19 protein-coding genes are annotated in these 22,579 nt (G+C 72.2%); 18 read left to right on the top strand and 1 reads right to left on the bottom strand.

Annotated elements, in window-relative coordinates:
• The first annotated feature begins 31 nt into the window (after positions 1-31).
• The 18 genes from D8M35_RS04685 (at position 32) to D8M35_RS04770 (ending at position 21,776) form a co-directional block, all read left to right on the top strand.
• Entirely contained in the window at positions 32-967 is a 936-nt protein-coding gene (locus D8M35_RS04685) for a methionyl-tRNA formyltransferase (protein WP_126890798.1), read from the top strand.
• Positions 964-2,514 (top strand): RsmB/NOP family class I SAM-dependent RNA methyltransferase, encoded by a 1,551-nt coding sequence (locus D8M35_RS04690; RefSeq protein ID WP_126890799.1) that lies wholly within the window; start codon positions 964-966, stop codon positions 2,512-2,514. Before D8M35_RS04685 ends, D8M35_RS04690 begins: the two co-directional genes overlap by 4 nt.
• Before the next feature lie 43 nt (positions 2,515-2,557).
• Complete coding sequence (gene rpe, locus D8M35_RS04695; protein WP_126890800.1) at positions 2,558-3,217, top strand: ribulose-phosphate 3-epimerase; 660 nt, start codon at positions 2,558-2,560, stop codon at positions 3,215-3,217.
• A 92-nt stretch (positions 3,218-3,309) separates the two neighbouring features.
• The gene (locus tag D8M35_RS04700) at positions 3,310-3,573 is read left to right on the top strand and encodes a phosphoribosyl-ATP diphosphatase (protein ID WP_058726551.1); all 264 of its coding nucleotides are present in this window, start codon (positions 3,310-3,312) and stop codon (positions 3,571-3,573) included.
• A 75-nt stretch (positions 3,574-3,648) separates the two neighbouring features.
• Positions 3,649-4,488 (top strand): ATP phosphoribosyltransferase, encoded by an 840-nt coding sequence (gene hisG, locus D8M35_RS04705; RefSeq protein WP_126890801.1) that lies wholly within the window; start codon positions 3,649-3,651, stop codon positions 4,486-4,488.
• 77 nt (positions 4,489-4,565) lie between these two features.
• Positions 4,566-5,321, top strand: coding sequence for an imidazole glycerol phosphate synthase subunit HisF (gene hisF, locus D8M35_RS04710; RefSeq protein ID WP_126890815.1), 756 nt, complete (start codon positions 4,566-4,568; stop codon positions 5,319-5,321).
• Positions 5,322-5,360: 39 nt separating this feature from the next.
• A complete protein-coding gene (hisI, locus tag D8M35_RS04715) occupies positions 5,361-5,786 on the top strand; it encodes a phosphoribosyl-AMP cyclohydrolase (protein ID WP_126890802.1) in 426 nt (141 codons plus the stop codon).
• Positions 5,783-7,327 (top strand): anthranilate synthase component I, encoded by a 1,545-nt coding sequence (locus D8M35_RS04720; protein ID WP_126890803.1) that lies wholly within the window; start codon positions 5,783-5,785, stop codon positions 7,325-7,327. The genes hisI and D8M35_RS04720 overlap by 4 nt, the downstream gene beginning before the upstream one ends.
• Positions 7,324-8,079 (top strand): Trp biosynthesis-associated membrane protein, encoded by a 756-nt coding sequence (locus D8M35_RS04725; RefSeq protein ID WP_126890804.1) that lies wholly within the window; start codon positions 7,324-7,326, stop codon positions 8,077-8,079. Before D8M35_RS04720 ends, D8M35_RS04725 begins: the two co-directional genes overlap by 4 nt.
• Positions 8,076-8,315: a DUF6704 family protein gene (locus tag D8M35_RS04730; RefSeq protein WP_066654504.1), complete on the top strand. Its 240-nt coding sequence runs from the start codon at positions 8,076-8,078 to the stop codon at positions 8,313-8,315. The genes D8M35_RS04725 and D8M35_RS04730 overlap by 4 nt, the downstream gene beginning before the upstream one ends.
• 13 nt (positions 8,316-8,328) lie before the next feature.
• Positions 8,329-9,129, top strand: a complete 801-nt coding sequence (trpC, locus tag D8M35_RS04735) for an indole-3-glycerol phosphate synthase TrpC (protein WP_126890816.1) — start codon at positions 8,329-8,331, stop codon at positions 9,127-9,129.
• Between the two features lie 64 nt (positions 9,130-9,193).
• Entirely contained in the window at positions 9,194-10,408 is a 1,215-nt protein-coding gene (trpB, locus tag D8M35_RS04740) for a tryptophan synthase subunit beta (protein ID WP_126890805.1), read from the top strand.
• Between the two features lie 35 nt (positions 10,409-10,443).
• Positions 10,444-11,208 carry a tryptophan synthase subunit alpha gene (trpA, locus tag D8M35_RS04745; RefSeq protein WP_238638097.1) on the top strand — a complete coding sequence of 255 codons (765 nt, stop codon included), beginning with the start codon at positions 10,444-10,446 and terminating at the stop codon, positions 11,206-11,208.
• Positions 11,209-11,450: 242 nt separating this feature from the next.
• The gene (lgt, locus tag D8M35_RS04750; protein ID WP_126890807.1) at positions 11,451-12,446 is read left to right on the top strand and encodes a prolipoprotein diacylglyceryl transferase; all 996 of its coding nucleotides are present in this window, start codon (positions 11,451-11,453) and stop codon (positions 12,444-12,446) included.
• Positions 12,447-12,661: 215 nt separating this feature from the next.
• Positions 12,662-17,269 carry a glutamate synthase large subunit gene (gltB, locus tag D8M35_RS04755; protein ID WP_274542764.1) on the top strand — a complete coding sequence of 1,536 codons (4,608 nt, stop codon included), beginning with the start codon at positions 12,662-12,664 and terminating at the stop codon, positions 17,267-17,269.
• A gap of 65 nt (positions 17,270-17,334) precedes the next feature.
• On the top strand, positions 17,335-18,792 hold the full coding sequence (locus tag D8M35_RS04760; RefSeq protein ID WP_126890808.1) for a glutamate synthase subunit beta: 1,458 nt from the start codon (positions 17,335-17,337) through the stop codon (positions 18,790-18,792).
• 139 nt (positions 18,793-18,931) lie between these two features.
• Positions 18,932-20,377 (top strand): pyruvate kinase, encoded by a 1,446-nt coding sequence (gene pyk / locus D8M35_RS04765; protein WP_066654495.1) that lies wholly within the window; start codon positions 18,932-18,934, stop codon positions 20,375-20,377.
• A 322-nt stretch (positions 20,378-20,699) separates the two neighbouring features.
• On the top strand, positions 20,700-21,776 hold the full coding sequence (locus D8M35_RS04770; protein WP_238638095.1) for a VIT1/CCC1 transporter family protein: 1,077 nt from the start codon (positions 20,700-20,702) through the stop codon (positions 21,774-21,776).
• A 63-nt stretch (positions 21,777-21,839) separates the two neighbouring features.
• Here D8M35_RS04770 and D8M35_RS04775 read toward each other — a convergent pair whose 3' ends face one another.
• Positions 21,840-22,379 (bottom strand): HdeD family acid-resistance protein, encoded by a 540-nt coding sequence (locus D8M35_RS04775; RefSeq protein ID WP_161972603.1) that lies wholly within the window; start codon positions 22,377-22,379, stop codon positions 21,840-21,842.
• Positions 22,380-22,579 lie beyond the last annotated feature (200 nt).

Below are 22,579 nucleotides of genomic sequence, written 5' to 3' on the forward strand. Positions count from 1 at the left end.
GGACACCGTCGGGCGTGGGACGATGGTCCCCATGCGTCTCGTCGTCGCCGGCAGCCCCGCTGCGGCCGTCCCCACCCTCCGACGTCTCGCCGCCTCCGACCACGAGATCGCGGCCGTCCTCACCCGACCCCCGACACCCCAGGGGCGGAAGCGTGTCCTCACGCCGACCCCGGTGGCGCAGGTCGCCGAGGAGCTCGGACTGCCCGTCATCGAGGCGACCCGGGTGGACGAGGCCGTGACCGCGCAGCTCGTCGACCTGCAGGCCGACCTCGGCGTCATCGTCGCGTACGGTGCGCTCCTCCGTCGTCCCGCCCTCGACGCTCCCCGCCTCGGCTGGGTCAACCTGCACTTCTCCGACCTGCCGGCGTACCGCGGTGCCGCGCCCGTGCAGCGCGCCGTGATGGCGGGCGACACCCGGACCGCCGCGACGGTCTTCCAGCTCGTCGAGGCGCTCGACGCCGGTCCCGTGTACGCCGCCGACCCGTTCGACATCGACCCGGACGCGACCAGCGGAGACGTCCTCGCCGCGATGGCCGAGTCGGGGGCGGGGACCGTCCTGCGGGTCGTCGACGCCCTGGCCGACGGGAGCGCGGTCGCCACCGAGCAGTCCGGGCCGGTCACCCTCGCCCCGAAGCCGACCGCCGACGACGCACACGTCACCTTCGACGAACCGGCTCCCGCCGTCCACGCCCGCGTCCGCGGGGTGACGCCCGAGCCCGGCGCGTTCGCCCACCTCGGCGAGACGCGGGTGAAGATGCTCCGCAGCGCGCTCCTGCCGGGAGGCACGACCTCCTCCGCCCCGCACCTCGCGCCCGGCGCACTCGCACTGGTCGACGGTCGGCTGCTCGTCGGGACGGCCGACGTGCCGCTCGTGCTCGCCGAGGTGCAACCGGCAGGCAAGAAGGCGATGGACGGTGCCGCCTGGGCACGCGGTCTCGGCTCGCTCGAGGGCGTGGTGCTCGCATGAGCCCGACGAACCAGCCGCCCCGGCAGTCGCGAGCAGACCGCCGACCCCGGCCGACCAGTGCCCGTCGGGTCGCGTTCGACGTGCTCCGCGCGGTGCAGGTCGACGACGCCTACGCCAACCTGCTCCTGCCCACGCGCATCCGTCGCGCCGGCCTCTCCGCCCGCGACGCCGCATTCGCCACCGAGCTGACCTACGGGTCGATCCGGATGCTCGGCCGCTACGACGCGATCGTCGGGGTCGCATCCGGTCGCCGGCTCGACAACATCGAGTCCGACGTGCTCGACGTGATGCGCCTCGGGGTGCACCAGCTGCTCGGCATGCGCACACCCACGCACGCGGCCGTCTCGGCGACCGTGGAGCTCGCCCGCGAGGTCGGCGCCCGCCGGGCCACCGGCTTCGTGAACGCCGTTCTGCGGAAGGTCGCCGCCAAGACCGACGACGAGTGGGACGCCCTGGTCACCGAGGGGCGGAGCGGCGACGCGCTGCTGGCCACCCGCTGGTCGCACCCGTCGTGGGTGGTCGCTGCGCTCCGGGACGCGCTGGCGGCGGAGCGGTCGCGCGACGAGCTCGCCGCCCTGCTCGCGGCCGACAACGTCGCGCCGCGCGTGCAGCTCGTCGCGCTCCCGGGGCTCGCCACCGACGAGGACGTCCGCACCGCGACGGCCGGCGACGCCGACGACGAGGCAGAGCCGCTCGGACCCGGCACCGTGACCCAGGACGATGACGGTGCCGACGACGGAGCCGGGACCGACGACGACACCGGCACCCAGCCTCCCGTCCGGATCCCCGAGGCGGACGCCGGTCCGGTGTCGCCGCTCGGCATCCGCGGGACGACCGGCGACCCCGCTCGGGTCCCCGGTGTCGCCGCCGGCCGGCTCCGGGTGCAGGACGAGGGGTCGCAGCTCGCGGCCCTCGCCCTCACGCGGTCGTCCGCCGTCCGCCCGGGGGAGCGGTGGCTCGACATGTGTGCCGGGCCCGGGGGCAAGGCCGCGCTCCTCGCCGCAGAGGCCGCGCAGGGCGGAGCGACCCTCGTCGCCAACGAGCTCGTCCCCGCTCGCGCCGGACTGGTGCGCAAGGCACTGTCCACCGTGGCCGACGACGACACCGTCACGGTCGTCGAGGGCGACGGGCGGCGCTTCGGCAAGCCGGGCGACGAGCTGTTCGACCGGATCCTGCTCGATGCTCCGTGCACCGGGCTCGGCGCGCTCCGCCGGCGTCCCGAGGCGCGGTGGCGCAAGCAGCCCGAGGACGTCCCCGAGCTCGCGGCGCTCCAGTCCGAGCTGCTCGACGCGGCCGTCCGAGCGCTCGCACCCGGTGGGACCCTGGCGTACGTGACGTGCTCGCCGCACCTGGCCGAGACGCGCGGGCAGGTCGACGCGCTCCTGGAGCGGCACGGTGACGTGCTCGAGCAACTCGACACCGCCGACGTGGTCCGGTCGGTGGCGGCCCGGGACCCGCAGGTCGCCGACGGTCCGACGGCGCAGCTGTGGCCGCACCGGATCGGCACCGACGCCATGTTCGTCGCGCTCCTCCGCCGCCGCGCCTGACCCCTTCCGTTCTGCGGAGGACACGGATCGGTAGGGTTGGACGGTGACGATCCGCATCTCGCCGAGCATCCTGTCCGCCGACTTCGCCAACCTCGAGCGGGAGCTGCACCGCATCGAGAGCGCCGACATGGTGCACGTCGACGTGATGGACAACCACTTCGTGCCGAACCTCACGCTCGGCCTGCCGATCGTGCAGCGCCTGCAGGAGGTCTCGCCGGTGCCGCTCGACGTCCACCTGATGATCACCGACGCGGACGTGCAGGCGCCGAAGTACGCCGAGACGGGTGCCTCGAGCGTCACGTTCCACTTCGAGGCCGCCGACGACCCGGTGGCCACCGCAGCCGCGATCCGGTCGAACGGTGCCCGTGCCGCTGTCGCCGTGAAGCCCGGCACCCCGATCACGCAGGTGCTCCACCACCTCGACGCCTACGACATGATCCTGCTCATGACCGTCGAACCCGGCTTCGGCGGGCAGTCGTTCATGCGGTCCGTGATGCCGAAGCTCGCCGACGCGCGCGCCGCGGTGGACGCCTCGGGCCTCGACGTCTGGCTCGAGGTCGACGGCGGCATCGCGGTCGACACCGTGCCCGAGGCCGTCCGCAGCGGCGCCGACACGCTCGTGGCCGGATCCGCCGTCTACGGCGGTGAGCCGGCCGAGCGCATCGCCGACCTGCGCGAGGCGGCAGCGGCGGCACGCGCGTGACCGACCAGCTGGACAGCGTGTCGGAGGCGACCAGCGCCTCCCGTCCGGACGGTGCGTCAGCCGTGTCCGCGCAGGACGGTAGCCTGGTCCCCGTGAAGACGTTCGACGACCTGTTCGCGGAGCTGACCGAGAAGGCGCGCACGCGCCCCGAGGGCTCCGGCACCGTCGCCGAACTGGACGCCGGCGTGCACCAGATCGGCAAGAAGATCGTGGAAGAGGCCGCCGAGGTCTGGATGGCGGCCGAGTACGAGGGCGACGAGCGCACCTCGGAGGAGATCTCGCAGCTGATCTACCACCTCCAGGTGCTCATGGTCGCGAAGGGGCTCACCCCGGCGGACGTCTGGCGACATCTGTAGGCACCCGCCACGAGCGCTCCGGCGCCGTCGCGACCCGCAGAAGTCACCGACCTCCAGCAGAAAGCAGACCCCCTGATGCTCCGCATCGCCGTGCCCAACAAGGGCTCGCTGTCCGAGACCGCCTCCGAGATGCTCAAGGAGGCCGGGTACGCCGGTCGCCGTGACCCGAAGGCGCTCCACCTGCTCGACGAGCGCAACGGCGTCGAGTTCTTCTTCCTCCGCCCGCGCGACATCGCGACCTACGTCGGCTCCGGCGCGCTCGACGTCGGCATCACCGGCCGTGACCTGCTGCTCGACTCCGGGTCGGCGGCGCACGAGGTCGACGCGCTCGGGTTCGCCGACTCGACCTTCCGGTTCGCCGGCACCCCAGGTCGGTTCACCGAGCTGCAGGACCTCGACGGCGTCCGCGTCGCGACGAGCTACCCGGGTCTCGTGGGGGAGTTCCTCGCCCGGCACGGGGTGACCGCGACCCTCGTGAAGCTCGACGGCGCCGTCGAGAGCGCCGTGCGCCTCGGTGTCGCCGACGCCGTGGCCGACGTCGTCTCGACGGGCAGCACGCTCCGTGCCGCCGGGCTCGAGATCTTCGGTCCGGTCATCCTCGAGTCGACCGCGCTGCTCATCTCGACCGACGAGAGCATCCCGGGCATCGACGTCCTGCGTCGCCGCCTGCAGGGCGTGCTCGTCGCCCGCGGCTACGTCATGCTCGACTACGACATCCCGACCGACCTGCTGGAGCAGGCCACCGCGGTGGCGTCGGGCATCGAGTCGCCGACGGTCTCCCCGCTGCACGACCGCGACTGGTCGGCCGTCCGCGTGATGATCCCGCGCGAGGACGCCAACCTCATCATGGACGCGCTCTACGACCTCGGTGCGCGCGCCATCCTCGTCAGCCCGATCCACGCCGCACGCCTGTGAACGACGCGGTGCGCCCCGGCGCGACCGGACCCGAGCGCGATTCCACCGACAGTGGTGTCGCCGGTGTCGCCGGCGGAGTGTCGGTCCGGGTCGTCCCCTGCCTCGACGTGCAGGGCGGTCGGGTCGTCAAGGGCGTGAACTTCCTCGACCTGCAGGACGCCGGCGACCCCGTCGAGCTCGCCGCCCGCTACTACGAGCAGGGCGCCGACGAGCTCACCTTCCTCGACGTCGGAGCGACGGTCGAGAACCGCGCCACGATGTACGACACCGTGACCCGGACGGCGGAGCAGGTCTTCATCCCGCTCACCGTCGGTGGTGGCGTCCGGAGCGTCGACGACGTGTCCCGTCTGCAGCAGTGCGGCGCGGACAAGATCGGCGTGAACAGCGCGGCGATCGCCCGGCCGGAGCTCGTCGGCGAGATCGCGGACCGCTTCGGTGCGCAGGCGGTCGTGCTGTCGCTCGACGTGAAGCGCTCGGACCGGATGCCGTCCGGCTTCGTGGTCACCACGCACGGCGGCCGCACGGAGTCCGACCTCGACGCGATCGCGTGGGCACGCGAGGGCGTCGAGCGCGGCGCCGGCGAGCTGCTCGTCAACTCGATCGACGCCGACGGCACGAAGAACGGCTTCGACCTCGAGCTCATCGCCGCGGTGCGCGCGGTCTCGTCGGTCCCCGTCATCGGCTCGGGAGGCGCTGGTCGCGTCGAGCACTTCGCCCCGGCCGTCGAGTCGGGAGCGGACGCCGTGCTCGCCGCCAGCGTCTTCCACCGCGGGGAGATGACCATCGGGGACGTCAAGGCAGCGCTGCGCGCCGCCGGCCACCCCGTCCGCTGACACCCGTCCGCCGACACCCCGCCGTAGGCTAGGAGTCCCATGACCGACAGCACCAGCACCAGCACGGAGGCGGTCCTCGACCGCGCACGGTTCGGGCACGACGGGCTCCTCCCCGCAGTCGTGCAGGAGGAGTCCTCGAAGGACGTCCTCATGCTCGGCTGGATGGACCGCGAAGCCCTCCGCCGCACCCTCACCGAGGGGCGGGTGACCTTCTGGTCGCGGTCGCGGCAGGAGTACTGGCGCAAGGGCGACACGTCCGGGCACGCGCAGTACGTCCGGGCCGCGGCACTCGACTGCGACGACGACACCCTGCTCGTCACCGTGCAGCAGGTCGGGGCGGCGTGCCACACCGGTGCGCACAGCTGCTTCGAGGTCGACCCGCTCGACCCGGTGACGGCGTCCGCGCCGGCCGGAGTCGTGACCGACGCGCACGGAGCGACCACGGCCGTGGAGGAGACCCGATGAGCACCGCCACCGGCGCGGAGGAACCGCGCACGACCTCCCGGCAGGCCTTCGACGACCTGCTCGACGGCCACCGCGTCGTCCCGGTCGTCCGCGCGCTGTACGCCGACAGCGAGACGCCCGTCGGCGTCTACCGCAAGCTCGCGGACGGCCGCCCCGGGTCGTTCCTGCTCGAGTCCGCCGGCCAGGGCGGCCTGTGGTCGCGCTGGTCGTTCGTCGGGGTCCGGAGCTTCGGCGTCCTGACCCAGGACGGCGACCGTGCCTCGTGGATCGACACCGGCATCCCGGCGTCCCGCGCCGTGGACTCGCTCGAGGGCGCGCCCCTCGACGTCCTGGCGCGACTGCACGACCGGTGGGCGACCCCGCGCGTGCCGGGCACCCCGCCGCTCGTCGGCGGCACGGTCGGGTTCATCGGGTGGGAGGCCGTGCGACAGCTCGAGCACCTGCCGGACGTCCCGCCGGCCGACTTCGAGGTGCCGGGGCAGGCCCTGGCGTTCGTGTCCGAGCTCGCGGCGCTCGACCACCGCACGGGTCTCGTGCTCCTCGTCGCGAGCGTCCTCAACGACGGCACCGACGACGCCGACACGATGTGGTCGGACGCGCAGGCCCGGCTCGACCGGATGCAGGCCGACCTGGTGCAGCCGAGCCCGGCGACGGTGGCCGAGGCGTTCGAGATCGCCGAGCCGACCCCGCGCCACCGGACGACGCCCGAGGACTACATGGCCGCGGTCGAGCGGTCGAAGGACTTCATCCGCGACGGCGACGTGTTCCAGGTCGTGATCTCGCAGCGGTTCGACCACGACGTCACGGCCGACCCGCTCGACGTGTACCGGGTGCTGCGGACGCTCAACCCGAGCCCATACATGTACTTCCTCGCCCTGGCGGACACCGCGGACGAGCGCTTCTGGATCGTGGGCGCCTCGCCGGAGGCCCTCGTGAAGGTGCAGGACGGGCGGGCGATCACGCACCCGATCGCCGGGTCCCGCCCGCGCGGGGCGAGCCCGGTCGAGGACGTCCGCCTGGGCGACGAGCTGCTCGCCGACCCGAAGGAGCGCGCCGAGCACCTGATGCTCGTCGACCTCGCCCGCAACGACCTCCAGAAGGTGTGCGAGCCGGGGACCGTCGCGGTGACCGAGTTCATGACCGTCGAGCGCTTCAGCCACATCATGCACCTGGTGTCGAGCGTCGAGGGCTCGGTGCGTCCGGAGGCCTCGGCGATCGACGTCTTCCGAGCGACCTTCCCCGCCGGCACGCTGTCGGGAGCACCGAAGCCGCGCGCGCTCGAGATCATCGACGAGCTCGAGCCGGCGAAGCGCGGGGCGTACGCGGGAGTCGTCGGCTACTTCGACTTCGCCGGCGACGCCGACCTGGCGATCGCGATCCGCACGGCGCTCATCAAGGACGGCGTCGCCCGTGTGCAGGCCGGCGCCGGACTCGTCGCCGACTCGGATCCGCACACCGAGCACGTCGAGGCCGTCAACAAGGCCGCCGCCCCCCTGCGTGCCGTCGCGACCGCGAACCGCATGCGCGAGGTCCGCTCGTGAAACGCTCCCGCCCGCTCGTCGTCGTCGCCGGCCTCGCGGTCGCGGGCATCGTGATGCTCTCCTGGACCCAGACCTGGTTCACGGTGCACCTGCACGCCGGAACCGCGGTCGTGCCGCGGGTCGTGGCCGACGGCGCCGCCGTCGTGCCGCAGTACACGGCGCTGGCCATCGCGAGCCTGGCGCTGTTCCTCGCACTGACGATCGCCGGCCGGGTGCTCCGTGTCGTGCTCGCGGCAGTCGAGGTGCTGCTCGGCGTCGCGGTCGTCGCGACCGGCATCGGTGCACTGGCGGACCCGGTCGCCGCATCGAAGGGCGCGGTCGGCGAGGTCGCCGGCGTCAGCGACACCGAGGCCGTGCGGCAGGTCGTCGACCGTGTGGACGTCACCGCCTGGCCCGCCGTGGGCATCGCCGGCGGCGTCCTCGCCGTGGTCCTCGGAATCGTCGTGTTCGTGGTGCAGCGGCAGTGGCCCGGCCCGACCCGGAAGTACGCGGCCGCGACCGCCGGTGCCGCCGCCGACGCCCGTGCCCAGGCCGCGGTACCGCGCGACGCGATCACCGACTGGGACGACCTGAGCGCCGGTGACGACCCGACCGCCGACCCGACCGCCGAGCGGACCGGCGCCCCGGCCGCCGACCCCGCCTCCGAGACCCCCGGCACGGGCGCGGTGGGGGAGCCGTCCACGAGCGACACGGTAGGATCGGACCGGCGCCGATCGGACGACGGCGCCGGAGCAGAACGAGGAGCACCGTGAGCAACACTGAGCCCGCAGAACTCGGCGAAGGCCACTCGCCCGCCGCCTGGACCGCCGTCGTGATCATGCTGATCGGCTTCGCGGCAGGCACGCTGTTCTTCTGGTTCGACCTGGCGTGGGGCGTCTGGGCGTCCGCCGTCGTCGTGGTGATCGGCCTGGTCGTCGGTGCCGTGATGGCGAAGGCCGGCTACGGCGTCAACGGTCCGAAGTACGTCGCCAAGCACCACGCGGAGTAGTCCCGTGCCGAACGTGCTCGAGACCCTCGTCGCGGGCGCGCTCGAGGACGCCGCCGCCCGTCGTGCCGACCGTCCGCTCTCGGACGTCGAGCGCGACCTGGACCGGGTGGCGTCGCCGCTCGACGCCCTCGACTTCCTGTCGCCCGGCGACCGTGTGAAGATCCTCGCCGAGGTCAAGCGCGCGAGCCCGTCGCGCGGTTCCATGGCGCCCATCGAGGACCCGGCCGCCCTCGCTGCCGACTACGAGCGTGGCGGAGCGTCGACGATCAGCGTCCTCACCGAGGGGCGGAAGTTCCTCGGCAGCCTCGCCGACCTCGAGGCCGTGAAGGCGCGCGTGTCGCTGCCGGTGCTCCGCAAGGACTTCATCGCCGACCCGTACCAGGTGCTCGAGGCCCGTGCGGCCGGGGCCGACCTGGTGCTGCTGATCGTGGCAGCACTGGAGCAGCGACAGCTCGTCGAGCTGCACGAGCTCGCCGAGCAGGTCGGCATGCGCGTGCTGGTCGAGGCGCACTCCGGTGACGAGGTCTCCCGCGGCCTGGACGCCGGCGCACGCATCCTCGGCGTGAACGCGCGCGACCTGACCGACTTCTCGCTGGACCGCGACCTGTTCGGCTCCCTCGCCGACCGCATCCCCGACGGGGTCGTGCGCGTGGCCGAGTCCGCCGTCGCCGGCCCCGCCGACGTCGCCCACTACCGCGCTGCGGGTGCCGACGTCGTCCTGGTGGGTGAGGCGCTCGTCACGGGCGCGGACCCCGCCACCACCCTCGCGTCGTTCATCGCCGCAGCGGACGGCTCCGGCCGTCCGCGCGGCTGATCCGACCACCGTCCCACCGGTCGCCCCGCACACCGGGGCCGCCGAACACCCCGGGAGACCCACCGTGACCTCACTCCGTGACCTGCAGGGCCCGTACTTCGGCGACTTCGGCGGACGCTTCGTCCCCGAGTCGCTCGTGCTCGCGCTCGACGAGCTCGAGACCGCCTTCCGCGAGGCCTGGGCGGACCCGGCGTTCCGCGAGGAGCTCGACACGCTCCAGCGCGAGTACACCGGCCGTCCGTCGATCATCACCGAGGCGCCGCGGTTCGCGAAGCACGCCGGTGGTGCGCGCATCATCCTCAAGCGCGAGGACCTGAACCACACCGGCTCGCACAAGATCAACAACGTGCTCGGTCAGGCGCTCGTCGCGAAGCGCCTCGGCAAGACCCGGTTGATCGCCGAGACCGGTGCGGGGCAGCACGGCGTCGCGACGGCCACCGCCGCGGCGCTGTTCGGCATGGACTGCGTCGTGTACATGGGTGCGGTGGACACCGAGCGCCAGGCGTTGAACGTCGCGCGCATGCGGCTGCTCGGCGCCGAGGTGATCCCCGTCGAGACCGGCTCGCGCACCCTGAAGGACGCCATCAACGACGCACTGCGCGACTGGGTGGCGAACGTCGACTCGACCCACTACCTGCTCGGCACCGTCGCCGGTCCGCACCCGTTCCCGGAGATGGTCCGCGAGTTCCACAAGGTGATCGGCGAGGAGGCCCGGCAGCAGGTCCTCGACCGCATCGGTCGTCTGCCGGACGCCGTCGCCGCGTGCGTCGGCGGCGGGTCGAACGCGATGGGCATCTTCGAGGCCTTCCTCGACGACGAGTCGGTCCGGTTGCACGGCTTCGAGGCCGGTGGCGACGGCATCGAGACCGGTCGGCACGCCGCGAGCATCTCGCTCGGGCGCACCGGTGTCCTCCAGGGCACGATGTCGTACCTCATGCAGGACGAGGACGGCCAGACCATCGAGAGCCACAGCATCTCGGCGGGCCTCGACTACCCGAGCGTCGGTCCCGAGCACGCCTACCTCGCCTCGATCGGCCGCGCGCAGTACTCGCCGATCACCGACGCCGAGGCGATGGAGGCCTTCCGCCTGCTCGGCCGGACCGAGGGCATCCTGCCGGCCATCGAGTCGGCGCACGCGCTCGCAGGGGCGATCAAGTTGGGCAAGGAGCTCGGTCCCGACGGCGTCGTGCTGGTGTCCCTGTCCGGACGTGGTGACAAGGACGTCGCGTCCGCCAGTCGCTACTTCGGCATCCTCGACGAGAACGCGGTGCAGCTGTGACGAACCCCGGGACCTCCACCTCGGTCGCGACGACGATCGACACCGCGAACGCCGAGCGCGCCGGCGCCGTCGTCGGGTACCTGCCCGCCGGCTTCCCCGATCTGCAGACCAGCGTGGACGCGGCCGTCGCCCTCGCCGAGAACGGCGTAGACGTCATCGAACTCGGCCTGCCGTACTCCGACCCGGTGATGGACGGTCCGGTGATCCAGCGCGCCGCCGAGGAGAGCCTGGCGAACGGGTTCCGCGTCGCGCAGGTGTTCGACGCGGTCGACCAGATCACCAACCGGGTCGACGTGCCCGTGCTCGTGATGACCTACTGGAACCCGGTGCTCCGCTACGGCGTCGAGCGCTTCGCCGACGACCTCGTCGCGGCCGGCGCATCCGGGCTGATCACGCCGGACCTCATCCCGGACGAGGGCCGCGCCTGGATCGACGCGTCCGAGCGCACCGGGCTCGACCGGGTGTTCCTCGCGGCGCCGTCCTCGACCGACGCCCGCATGGAGCAGGCGGTCCGATCGAGTCGCGGGTTCGTCTACGCCGTGTCGACGATGGGCGTCACCGGTGCGCGGGTCGGTGTCGACACCGCCGCCCGCACCGTCGTGTCGCGACTCCGCGACGCCGGGGTGGAGCGCACGTGCGTCGGCCTCGGCATCTCGACGGCCGACCAGGTGCGCGAGGTCCTCGAGTACGCGGACGGCGCGATCATCGGGTCCGCCTTCGTGCGCGCCCTCGCCGACCTCGGCGTCCAGGGGGTCGCGGACCGCGCGGCCGACCTGACCAGCGGCGCCGTGCGCGGCTGACGAGGACGCTCCGCCAGCAGACAGCCAGCAGACAGCCAGCAGACAGCCAGCAGACCGGACGGGAGGCGCGGTGCAGGTGGGCCGATCGGCTCGCCCGCACCGCGCCTCCCGTCCGTGTCGGTCACAGTTCCCACAGGACCGCGCCCTGGTTCCTGGTCGGCGCGGTTCCCGCGCTACAGTGAGCGGGGCCGACCCTCCAGCGGCACCGCGGCCGTCCAGCACCGAAAGGCGACAGCACCTCCATGCCCCTCCTGAGCATCCCGAGCCCGAGCACCGCGTGGCAGTACTTCGACCTGACCGCCTGGCTCCGTGACGCGTTCGGCTGGTCGCTGCCGCTGGACTTCCGGATCCACGCGTACGCCATCTGTATCCTGCTCGGGATCGTCGCAGCCGTCGTGCTGGCGAACCGGCGACTCAACGCCCGTGGGGTCGAGCGCTGGATCATCATCGACATCGCGATCTGGGCGGTGCCGGCCGGGATCATCGGTGGTCGCCTGTTCCACGTCTTCACCCACGTCAGCGACTACTTCGGGCCGGGGCGTGACCCGCTCTCGTTCCTCTACGTCTGGGAGGGCGGGCTGGCCATCTTCGGCGCGCTCATCCTCGGATCGCTCGGTGCGTACATCGGCTGCCGCCAGGTGGGTCTGCGCTTCTCGAGCCTGATCGACGCCATCGCGCCGGGTGTCCTGCTCGCCCAGGCCTTCGGCCGCCTCGGCAACTACTTCAACCACGAGCTGTTCGGCATGCCGACGAGCCTGCCGTGGGGGCTCGAGATCGAGTCGACGAACGCCGCGTTCCCGAAGGGCCTGCCCGAGGGCACGCTGTTCCACCCGACCTTCCTCTACGAGATCATCTGGAACGTCGTCGGCGTCGTCGTCATCCTGCTGCTCGACAAGCGCTTCCGGCTGCAGTGGGGCAAGGTCATGGCGCTCTACCTGATCTGGTACGGCACCGGCCGATCGGTCCTCGAGTCCATCCGCGTCGACACGAGCGAGACCTTCTTCGGGATCCGCACGAACGTCTGGATGTCCTTCGCCGCGATCCTGCTCGGCATCGTGATCTTCCTCGTGCAGACGCGTCGGCACACCGGTCAGGAGCCGAGCCCGTACCTGCCGGGTCGCGAGCCGCGTCGGACCTCCGATGTAGACTCGGACGACACCTGGTCGGAACACGACGACGACGCTCCGGCGACCGACGTCGACGCCGATCCGGTCCCTGCAGCAGGCCGCGCGCGGTAACTCCGCGACCGGCAGCACCCGCTCCACGGACGGCACCCGCCGGCCACGGAGCACCCTCCGCACGGTCGGGTCACCACGAGCGACCCCGCCACCTCGCGCGTCGTCTGCGCACCCTCCACGGCGACGCGCACGGGCACCAGTCCCGCCCGCTCGGGCGGAACGCACCACCGGGCCACCGACGTCCCTGTTCCACTTCCTCGTGAGGACGGTTCCCCATGGCGCTCCAGCCAGACCCTGCCCCCCGTTCGACGCGCTCCCTGCGGCCGGCGCACCGACGTTTCTCGGCCGTGCCCGAGGCCGTCGGTGCCTACGACCCGGCGAACGAGAAGGACGCCTGCGGGCTCGCCATGGTCGCGACGCTCCGCGGCACCGCCGGGCACGACATCGTGGACGCCGCGCTCGGCGCGCTCCGGAACCTCGAGCACCGCGGTGCCGTCGGCTCCGACGCCGGTACCGGTGACGGCGCGGGCATCCTGTGCCAGGTGCCGGATGCGTTCCTGCGCGACGAGGTGCCCTTCGAGCTGCCCGCCGCGGGGGAGTACGCGGTGGGAACGGCCTACCTGCCCGTCGACGAGGACGAGCGCCACGCGGTGAAGGGCGCCGTCGAGCGCATCGCCCGTGAAGAGGGCCTGAAGGTCCTCGGCTGGCGCGAGGTGCCGGTGCGTCCGGAGGTCCTCGGGACGCTCGCGCGTGCCGCCATGCCGGCGTTCGAGCAGCTCTTCGTCGCCTCGACCCGGCACGACGTCCACGGTGCCGCCTGGAGCGGCATCGCCCTCGACCGTCAGTCATTCCGGCTGCGCAAGCGCGCGGAGCACGGCGTCGAGGTCTACTTCATGTCGCTGTCGAGCCGGACGATGGTCTACAAGGGCATGGTCACGACGCTCCAGCTCGAGCCGTTCTACCCGGACCTCAGCGACGAGCGCTTCGCGTCGAAGCTCGCGATCGTGCACTCGCGCTACTCGACGAACACCTTCCCGTCGTGGCCGCTGGCGCAGCCGTTCCGCACGCTCGCGCACAACGGTGAGATCAACACCGTCCGTGGCAACCGCAACTGGATGCGAGCGCGCCAGTCCCAGCTCGAGAGCGAGCTCCTCGGCGACCTCGCGCCGCTGCTGCCGATCGTCAGCCCGGGCGCGAGCGACTCGGCGTCGTTCGACGAGACCCTCGAGCTGCTCACGCTGACCGGCCGCAGCCTGCCGCACGCGGTGTCGATGATGGTGCCGGAGGCCTGGGAGAACCAGGTCGGCATGGACCCGGACCTCCGGGCGTTCTACGAGTACCACTCGATGCTCATGGAGCCGTGGGACGGCCCGGCGGCGATCACGTTCACCGACGGTGCGGTCGTCGGCGCGACGCTCGACCGCAACGGCCTGCGCCCCGGGCGCTTCCTGGTGACGGACGACGGCCTGATCGTGATGGGGTCCGAGACGGGCGTCATCGACGTCCCGCCGGGCAAGGTCGTTCGCAAGGGCCGCCTGCGTCCGGGCCGGATGTTCGTCGTGGACACCGAGGCCGGGCGGATCATCGAGGACGACGAGGTCAAGCGCGAGCTGGCGACCTCCGGCCCGTGGGCGCAGTGGCTCGACGAGGGCCGCATCAACCTGAGCGACCTGCCGGAGCGCGAGCACATCGTGCACACCCCGGCGTCGGTGACCCGGCGCCAGCGCGCGTTCGGGTACACGGAAGAAGAGGTCCGCATCCTGCTCCGTCCGATGGCGCAGACCGGCGCGGAACCCCTCGGCGCGATGGGCTCGGACACGCCGATCGCCGTGCTCTCCGAGCGTCCGCGCCTGCTGTTCGACTACTTCACGCAGCAGTTCGCGCAGGTGACGAACCCGCCGCTCGACTCGATCCGCGAGCAGGTCATCACCTCCATGGGAATGGGCCTCGGACCGGAGCGCAACCTGCTGAGCGCCGGGCCCGAGCACGCGAAGCAGATCGTGCTCGACTTCCCGGTGATCGACAACGACGAGCTCGCGAAGATCCAGCACTTCGAGACGGAGTCCGGACGCCACCTGACCGTCACGATCAAGGGCCTGTACCGCGTCGACGCGGGCAAGAAGGCGATGCAGAAGCGCATCGCGGCGGTCTGCGACGAGGTCGACCAGGCGATCGAGTCGGGCAAGCAGTTCATCGTGCTGTCCGACCGTGACGGCAACGCCGAGCAGGCGCCCGTCCCGAGCCTCCTGCTGCTCGCGGCCGTGCACCACCACCTCATCCGCACCGAGCAGCGCATGAAGGTCGGGCTCATCGTCGAGGCCGGCGACGTCCGCGAGGTCCACCACGTCGCGACCCTGATCGGCTACGGCGCCTCGGCGATCAACCCGTACCTGGCGATGGAGACGTGCGAGAACCTCGTGCGCTCGGGCATGATCACGGGCATCACGCCGGAGCAGGCCGTGAAGAACGTGATCAAGGCGCTCGGCAAGGGCGTGCTGAAGATCATGTCGAAGATGGGCATCTCGACGGTGTCCAGCTACGCCGGCGCGCAGGCGTTCGAGGCCGTCGGACTCAGCCAGGAGTTCGTGGACAAGTACTTCACGGGCACGTCGTCGATCCTCGGCGGGGTCGGCATCGAGGTCATCGCGAAGGAGAACGCCGAGCGCCACGCCCAGGCGTACCCGCAGGACGGCGCGGTGCTGTCGCACGAGCGGCTGCAGACCGGCGGCGAGTACCAGTGGCGTCGTGAGGGTCCGCCGCACCTGTTCAACCCGGACACGGTCTTCCGGCTCCAGCACGCCACCCGAGCCCGCCGGTACGACATCTTCCGCGAGTACTCGCAGGCGGTCGACGACCAGTCCGAGGAGCTCATGACGCTCCGCGGTCTGTTCCGGTTCCGTCACGGCGTCCGGGAGCCGATCGCGCTGGACGAGGTCGAGCCGATCGAGTCGATCGTGAAGCGGTTCAACACCGGCGCGATGTCCTACGGGTCCATCTCCCAAGAGGCCCACGAGACCCTCGCGATCGCGATGAACCGCCTCGGTGCGCGCTCGAACACGGGCGAGGGCGGCGAGGACGTCGAGCGTCTGCTCGACCCCGAGCGTCGCAGTGCGATCAAGCAGGTCGCCTCCGGCCGCTTCGGCGTCACGAGCATGTACCTGACGCACGCCACCGACATCCAGCTGAAGATGGCGCAGGGCGCGAAGCCGGGCGAGGGCGGGCAGCTGCCCCCGACCAAGGTGTACCCGTGGGTCGCGCGCACCCGGCACGCGACCGCCGGCGTCGGGCTCATCTCGCCGCCGCCGCACCACGACATCTACTCGATCGAGGACCTCAAGCAGCTCATCTTCGACGTGAAGCGGGCGAACCCGTCGGCGCGCGTCCACGTGAAGCTCGTGAGCCAGTCCGGCATCGGCGCGGTCGCCGCGGGCGTGACGAAGGCGCTGGCCGACGTCGTGCTCGTCTCCGGCCACGACGGCGGCACCGGGGCGTCCCCGCTCAACTCGCTCAAGCACGCGGGCACCCCGTGGGAGATCGGCCTGGCCGAGACCCAGCAGACCCTCATGCTGAACGGCATGCGCGACCGCGTGGTCGTGCAGGTCGACGGGCAGATGAAGACCGGCCGCGACGTGGTCGTGGCGGCGCTGCTCGGCGCCGAGGAGTACGGCTTCGCGACCGCACCGCTCGTCGTCGAGGGCTGCATCCTGATGCGTGTCTGCCACCTGGACACCTGCCCGGTGGGTGTCGCGACGCAGAACCCGGAGCTCCGCAAGCGCTTCACCGGCAAGCCCGAGTTCGTCGTGAACTTCTTCGAGTTCATCGCGCAGGAGGTCCGTGAGCTCCTCGCCGAGCTCGGCTTCCGGTCGCTCGACGAGGCCATCGGACAGGTCGACGCGCTCGACACCGACCGTGCCGTGGAGCACTGGAAGGCGTCGGGCCTCGACCTCGCACCGGTCCTGCACGGACCGGAGTTCGGCCGCGACGAGCCCCGCCGTCACCTGCGCGAGCAGGACCACGAGCTCGACGAGCACTTCGACGTGCAGCTCGTCCGGCAGACCGCCGACGTCCTCGAGCACGGCGGCTCCGTCGCGCTCGACCTGCCGATCCGCAACACCGAGCGGGCGGTCGGCACCATGCTGGGCCACGAGGTCACGCTGCGGCACGGCGAGCACGGCCTGCCCGCCGGGTCGATCGACATCACGCTGCGCGGCTCGGCCGGGCAGTCGCTCGGGGCGTTCCTGCCGGCGGGCATCACGCTCCGCCTGGTCGGCGACAGCAACGACTACGTCGGCAAGGGCCTGTCCGGCGGCGCCATCGTCGTCCGCCCGGACACGGAGTCGGCGTTCGAACCGTCCGAGAACGTCATCGCGGGCAACGTCATCGGCTACGGCGCGACCCAGGGCAGCATGTTCATCCGCGGCATCGTGGGTGAGCGGTTCCTCGTCCGGAACTCCGGCGCGACCGCGGTGGTCGAGGGCGTGGGCGACCACGCGCTCGAGTACATGACCGGTGGGCTCGCGCTGATCCTGGGCGAGACCGGACGGAACCTCGGCGCCGGCATGTCCGGCGGCACCGCGTACGTCCGCGGGCTCCGTCGGGAGCACGTGAACGCCGACGCGCTGGCGACCGGTGAGCTGCGGCTCGAGGAGCTCGACAGCGCCGACGTCGAGATCGTCACCGACCTGCTCCGGCAGCACCTCGCCGAGACCGGGTCGACCGTCGCGGGCGACGTGCTCGAGTCCGGTGACCTGGGCGACTTCGTCAAGGTGCTCCCGCGGGACTACGCCGCCGTCCTCGCGACCCGCCAGCAGGCGGTCGACGAGGGCCTCGACCCGGACGGCACCGTCGTCTGGAACCGCATCCTGGAGGTGACCGGTGGCTGACACGACCCCGGCGCGCTCCCGCAGCGACCACCCCACCCCGAACGAGACCGAGCAGGAGGCGGACCATGGCTGACCCGAAGGGCTTCCTCAAGGTGCAGGAGCGCGAGCTCCCGCCCCGCCGCCCCGTGCCCGTGCGGCTCATGGACTGGAAGGAGGTCTACGAGCAGCAGGAGTCCGGTGCCCTGAAGCGGCAGGCCGGTCGCTGCATGGACTGCGGCGTGCCCTTCTGCCACCAGGGCTGCCCGCTCGGGAACCTCATCCCGGAGTGGAACGACCTGACGTGGCGCGGCGAGGGCCGCCAGGCGATCGAGCGCCTGCACGCGACGAACAACTTCCCGGAGTTCACCGGCAAGCTCTGCCCCGCCCCGTGCGAGGCGTCCTGCGTGCTCGGCATCAACCAGCCGCCGGTCACCATCAAGCAGGTCGAGGTCTCGATCATCGACGAGGCGTACAAGAACGGCTGGGTCACCCCGCACCCGCCGGAGCGCCTGACCGGCAAGACCGTCGCGGTCGTGGGTTCGGGCCCCGCCGGCCTCGCCGCCGCGCAGCAGCTCACGCGCGCCGGTCACACCGTCGCCGTGTACGAGCGGGACGACCGCATCGGCGGCCTGCTGCGCTACGGCATCCCGGACTTCAAGATGGAGAAGCGCCAGATCGACGCGCGGCTCGCCCAGATGCAGGCCGAGGGCACCCGCTTCCGCGCCGGCGTCGAGATCGGCGTGGACATCACGTGGGACGACCTGAAGTCCCGCTACGACGCGGTCGTCGTCGCCACCGGCGCCACGGTGCCGCGCGACCTGCCGATCCCCGGACGCGACCTCGCGGGCGTGCACTACGCCATGGAGTACCTCGTCCAGCAGAACAAGGCGAACGCCGGCACCACCGTCGACAACCAGGTCACGGCCGAGGGCAAGCACGTCGTCGTCATCGGCGGCGGCGACACCGGTGCGGACTGCATCGGCACCGCCCACCGCCAGGGCGCCCTGAGCGTGACGAACCTGGCGATCGGCAAGCAGCCGCCGCTCGAGCGTCCGTCCGAGCAGCCGTGGCCGATGTTCCCGACGGTGTTCGAGGTCACGAGCGCCCACGAGGAGGGCGGCGAGCGGCACTTCCTGGCGTCGACGGTCGAGTTCCTCGGCAACGCCGCGGGCGAGGTCCGCGCGCTCCGGGTCGCCGAGACCGAGTACCTCGACGGTCGTCGCGTGCCGAAGACGGGTACCGAGCGCGAGATCCCGGCCGACCTGGTGCTCATCGCGATGGGCTTCACCGGTCCCGAGACCGACACCATCGAGCCGCAGCTCGGGCTCCCCGCGACGGTGTCGGGAGCGGTCGCCCGTCAGGCCGACTACTCGACGAACGAGCCCGGCGTGTTCGTGGCCGGCGACGCCGGCCGCGGTCAGTCGCTCATCGTCTGGGCGATCGCCGAGGGGCGCGCCGCCGCCTCGAAGGTCGACGCGTACCTCGAGGGCTCGACGATCCTGCCGGCGCCCGTCAAGGCGACCGACCGTGCGCTCACGGTCTGACGTCGTGAACGCGCACGGAACACCGGTCCACCGATGAGCAGCAGGCCACCGGCACTCGATAGGGTGCTGGTGGCCTGCTCTCGTTCCGCGCGGCCCCACAGCGCGGAAACCGGCACCACCCACCACACGAAGGAATCCATTGAGACGCGCAAAGATCGTTTCGACGCTCGGTCCGGCTACGTCGGACTACGAGACCGTCAAGGAGATCATCGAAGCGGGCGTCGACGTCGCCCGCCTCAACCTCAGCCACGGTGACTACAGCGTCCACGAGGCCAACTACGAGAACGTCCGTCGCGCTGCCGAGGACCTCGGCAAGCCGGTCGCGATCCTCGTCGACCTGCAGGGTCCGAAGATCCGTCTCGCGAAGTTCGCCGACGGCCCGCACGAGCTCGCCGTCGGTGACGTCTTCACGATCACGACCGAGGACGTCCCCGGCTCGAAGGAGATCTGCGGCACGACGTTCAAGGGCCTGCCCCAGGACGTCAAGCCCGGCGACCCGCTGCTCATCGACGACGGCCGCGTCCGCCTGCGCGTGCTCGACACCGACGGTGTGCGCGTGCGCACCGAGGTCGTCGTCGCCGGCACCGTCTCGAACAACAAGGGCATCAACCTGCCCGGCGTTGCGGTCAACGTCCCGGCGCTGAGCGAGAAGGACGAGGCGGACCTCCGCTGGGCGATCCGTCAGGGCGCCGACCTCATCGCGCTGTCGTTCGTCCGCAATGCCTCGGACGTCGTCCGCGCCCACGAGATCATGGACGAGGAGGGCAAGCGCCTCCCGATCATCGCCAAGGTCGAGAAGCCGCAGGCCGTCGACGCCCTCGAGGAGATCATCGACGCCTTCGACAGCATCATGGTCGCCCGCGGTGACCTCGGTGTGGAGCTCCCGCTCGAGGCCGTCCCGATCGTGCAGAAGCGCGCCGTCGAGCTGTCGCGCCGGATGGCGAAGCCGGTCATCGTCGCGACGCAGATGCTCGAGTCGATGATCTCGTCGCCGATCCCGACCCGCGCCGAGACCTCCGACGTCGCGAACGCCGTCCTCGACGGTGCGGACGCGGTCATGCTCTCCGGCGAGACCAGCGTCGGCGAGTACCCGGTGCAGACGGTCCGCACGATGGCCCGCATCGTCGAGTCGACCGAGGACCACGGCCTCGAGCGCATCGCTCCGCTCGGCACGAAGCCGCGCACGCTCGGTGGTGCGATCACGCTCGCCGCGGTCGAGATCGCCGAGTTCACCGAGGCGTCGTACCTCTGCGTCTTCACCGAGTCCGGCGACTCGGCCCGTCGCATGTCGCGGCTCCGCCACGGTCTGCCGATCATCGCGTTCACCCCGAACGAGGCCACCCGTCGCCGCATGGCGCTCACCTGGGGTGTCCGCTCGTTCCTCGTGGAGCGCAAGACCCACACCGACGAGCTGTTCTCGCAGGTCGACGACGTGCTGCTCGCGAACGGTCTCGCCGCCCCCGGCGACCGGGTCATCGTGACGGCCGGCTCGCCTCCCGGACTCGAGGGCTCGACGAACGACCTGCGCGTGCACCGCGTCGGCGACGCGCACGCCGAGGCGGCTCCCGCCTACGTGCGGGACTGACCCCGGTCGCACCACCCGGTCACCACGCCGACAGGGCGCGGACGGGAGGCACGGCGCGACACCGCGCACGGCCTCCGGTCCGCGCCCTGTCGCGTGTGTGCCCCCGCCGCGTCGGGTCAGCGACGGCGTCGACACGCCGGCGTCGCCGCGAGACGGCCCGGAGCGCGCGAGACACCCCGGATCCGGCGGCGTCTCGTCGCGACGACGGCGTCTCGCCGTGAGCGTATCGTCTCGCCGTGACCGAGGCGTCCCGATGCGCCGGAACCGACCACACGCGGTGCGGCGCGACCGCGCGTCGGAGCGAGCGGGCAGGATCGGTGCCGTGAGCCTCCAGGACGAACGCCCCACCGCACCCACCGCAGCCGACGTGCGCCGCTGGCGTCGGTACCTGGCGGACGAGCGCGCCGAGGCCGCGGTCTACCGGAACCTGTCGACGCGCCGCTCCGGCGAGGAGCGCGAGATCCTGGCGGCACTGGCCGACGCCGAGGGACGGCACGAGCAGCACTGGCTCGACCTGCTCGGTGACGACGTCGGCCGACCGCTCCGCGGCAGCCTGCGCACCAGGGTCCTCGCCGCACTCGCGAAGCGGTTCGGCTCGGTGTTCGTCCTCGCGCTCATGCAGCGCGCCGAGGACCGGTCGCCCTACGCCGACGACGACGACGCGACCGCACGGATGGCGGCCGACGAGCGGATCCACGGCGAGGTCGTCCGGGGCCTCGCGAACCGCGGACGGATGCGGTTGTCCGGCACCTTCCGCGCGGCCGTCTTCGGGGCCAACGACGGACTCGTGTCGAACCTCGCGCTGATCATCGGCATCAGTGCCTCGGGCGCCGACCGGCACTTCGTGCTGCTCAGCGGGATCGCCGGGTTGCTCGCCGGTGCACTGTCGATGGGGGCGGGGGAGTACGTGTCGGTGCGGTCGCAGCGCGAGCTCCTCGACGCCTCCGCGCCGCACCCCGAGGCCGGGCAGGCGGTCGCCGACCTGGACGTCGACGCCAACGAGCTCGCCCTGGTCTACCGCGCGCGGGGCATGGACGAGGCTGCGGCGCAGGCGCACGCGGCCGAGGTCCTCGGCGGTCGGACGGTCACGGCAGCCACCGCGACGGACGAGCACGAGGCGGTGGGCAGCGGGACGAGCGCCGCCGTGTCGAGCTTCTGCTTCTTCGCGTCAGGGGCGATCATCCCGGTGCTGCCCTACCTGTTCGGCCTCGAGGGCTGGGCGGCGATCGTGCTCGCGGCCGTGCTGGTCGGCATCGCACTCCTCGGGACCGGTGCGGTCGTCGGTGTGCTCAGCGGGGCCTCACCGCTGAAGCGTGCGCTGCGCCAGCTCGCGATCGGCTTCGGCGCAGCGGTCGTGACGTACGGGCTCGGCCTGCTGTTCGGGACCGGGAGCGCGTGACGGGGGTCGCGAGCGGTCCCCGCTGGATGCCGCAGCAGCCGGCGGACGCTCCTGCCGGACGCCTCAGCGGCGGGCGGCCGCGCGCGGCGGCAGCAGCAGGAGCGCCGCGGCACCGACGACGACCAGCGCGATGCCGGAGAACACCGTGAACACCGTCAGCGCGAGCCCCGGCGCGACGAGCACGACCACACCGCCGATGAGCGAGAGCAGGCCGCTCACCACGCTCGGCAGTCTCGAGGAACCCGGGTGCCCCACGAACGCGCCGACGATGGCTGCGACACCTTCGAGGAGGAACGCCACGCCCGCCAGCACGGCGTAGGCCAACAGGGGGATCGCCGGGTCGACGAGGGTCACCAGGCCGGCGAGCCCGACCAGTCCGCCGACGACTCCGGACGTCCACCGCCAGACGGCGGACGTGCCGTGTCCGCGCACCGCCGCGACCACGCGCATCGCGCCCGCCGCCACCAGGTAGACGCCGAACACGAGTGCGACGAGGACGAGGGACGGTTCGGGCCAGACGACGGCGACGATGCCGAGCGCGATCGCGACGACGGCCGTGACGACGACGAACGCACGGAACGACCGCACGGCTCGAGAGTCCACGGGTGCCCCTTCCGCTCGGTCCGCGAGGACCCCGACGGTACCCGTGGGAACACGTCGGCGTCCGCGGTCAGGGGCGGGCGCGCCGGTCCGGCCGGGAGGCGCGCCGTGCGTCGACCGGTCGGCCGACGACGGACCCCTCCCGCACCGGGGCGACCCGCTCAGGACCCGGACGTCGGCGCGGGGGTGGCGGATCCGTCCAC

It is taken from the genome of Curtobacterium sp. HSID17257 (genome assembly GCF_003989515.1).
Taxonomy (GTDB): domain Bacteria; phylum Actinomycetota; class Actinomycetes; order Actinomycetales; family Microbacteriaceae; genus Curtobacterium.